The sequence below is a fragment of the Brevibacillus fluminis genome (genome assembly GCF_003710825.1).
GTDB lineage: Bacteria > Bacillota > Bacilli > Brevibacillales > Brevibacillaceae > Brevibacillus_D > Brevibacillus_D fluminis.
In genome coordinates this window covers 1-1270 of sequence record NZ_RHHQ01000082.1, presented here as the reverse complement: position 1 = coordinate 1270, position 1270 = coordinate 1, and the positions used below count along the sequence as shown (strand labels likewise).

Below are 1270 nucleotides of genomic sequence, written 5' to 3'. Positions count from 1 at the left end.
ATTACATCAGCACCAAATGCCGAATTACAGTAAGCGGTGCTTTACAGCGTCCCGTCTTTCAGATCAATATGAGCATGAAAGGCAATTTGCTTGCTTATACGGGCAGCAAAGATTTAGAGAATCCCGACGAGATGAATGCGGTGCAGGAACAATTGGAAAAAGAGATGGAGAAGAGTCTGTCCAAAACCTTGATCCGGCTGCAGAAAAAAGGCCTCGACCCCGTCGGATTCGGCGAACACCTTAGGGCCAAATACGATGGTGAATGGTCGCGGGAAAAAGGAGACGATTATCTCGCGAATGCTGTCTTCCATACCCGGGTTGCCCTCAAGCTCATCCGTTACGGGACGATTTCAGGGAAAAAGTAAATGATAGTGGTACTCGACAAACCCAGCCAAACACGCCATGATGAAGAGGGAGCAGGTAAGCCGCATCAAAGGAACGAGGCTGTGGTACATGGTGGGATTGTTGCGTCATCATGTGTTTCGTCGCTTGTATGGAGCACATGTCATTCATTTGCTCGGTAACGAATTTACGTTTATTGCTGTGCTCGGGCTGCTGAAGGAATTGAGTGGCTCGGGACTCTCCTTTGCGGCGGGGACGGTGTTTCGCTTTTTGCCGTATGTGGTCGCGAGCTTTTTCGCCGGACCATTGCTGGAAAAGTGGGAGAAACGCCGCGTTATGGTTGTGTGCAACCTGCTGCGCGGCATTTTGGTCAGCTTGTTCTTCTGGATTACCGATGCCGCCTATTTGTGGGCGGTTTATGCGGTGTTGATGATGGTTAACGTGTGCAGCGCCTTTTTCAATCCGTCCATGCAAGTTGTCATCGTCCAATCCGTTGAGCCTGAGTCGAGGCTGTCCGCCAATTCGCTGATCACGGGGACTAACGCCTTGATGATGTTTATCGGGCAAGGGATCGCGGCGTATCTTGTATATGCGTTCTCATTCCGCTTCAATTTTTTGTTGGATGCGGGCTGCTATTTTTTATCCTTGTTGTTCTTACTACGTCTCCCCGCAATTCAGACGCCGCACGCCGATTCGGAAGAACGCGGATTTTTCGGCCGTTTGCTTGAAGGGTTCCGTTACGTGAAAAAGAATGCGTCGATTCGAAAGATGCTTTTTTTGCAAATGATGGAGCGTGTGACCGGTTCCTATTACGTCCTGCTGATGTTTTTCATTTTGGAAGAACGCCAGCAGCCGCTGTATTTGTTCGGATTGCTGGATATTCCTTTGGGAATCGGCGGGGTGCTGGCCGGACTTTTGGTCAGCAAAG

The 1270-nt window shown here is 49.9% G+C and carries 2 protein-coding genes; both read left to right on the top strand.

Going from position 1 to position 1270, the window contains the following annotated elements; genetic code table 11:
• Nucleotides 1–365 (top strand): Ger(x)C family spore germination C-terminal domain-containing protein (locus tag EDM56_RS31025; RefSeq protein WP_148040454.1); only part of this gene is annotated, 365 nt, incomplete at its 5' end.
• Between the two features lie 88 nt (nt 366–453).
• Nucleotides 454–1270, top strand: an 817-nt coding sequence (locus EDM56_RS31020; protein ID WP_122921758.1) for an MFS transporter, incomplete at its 3' end; no start/stop codon positions are given.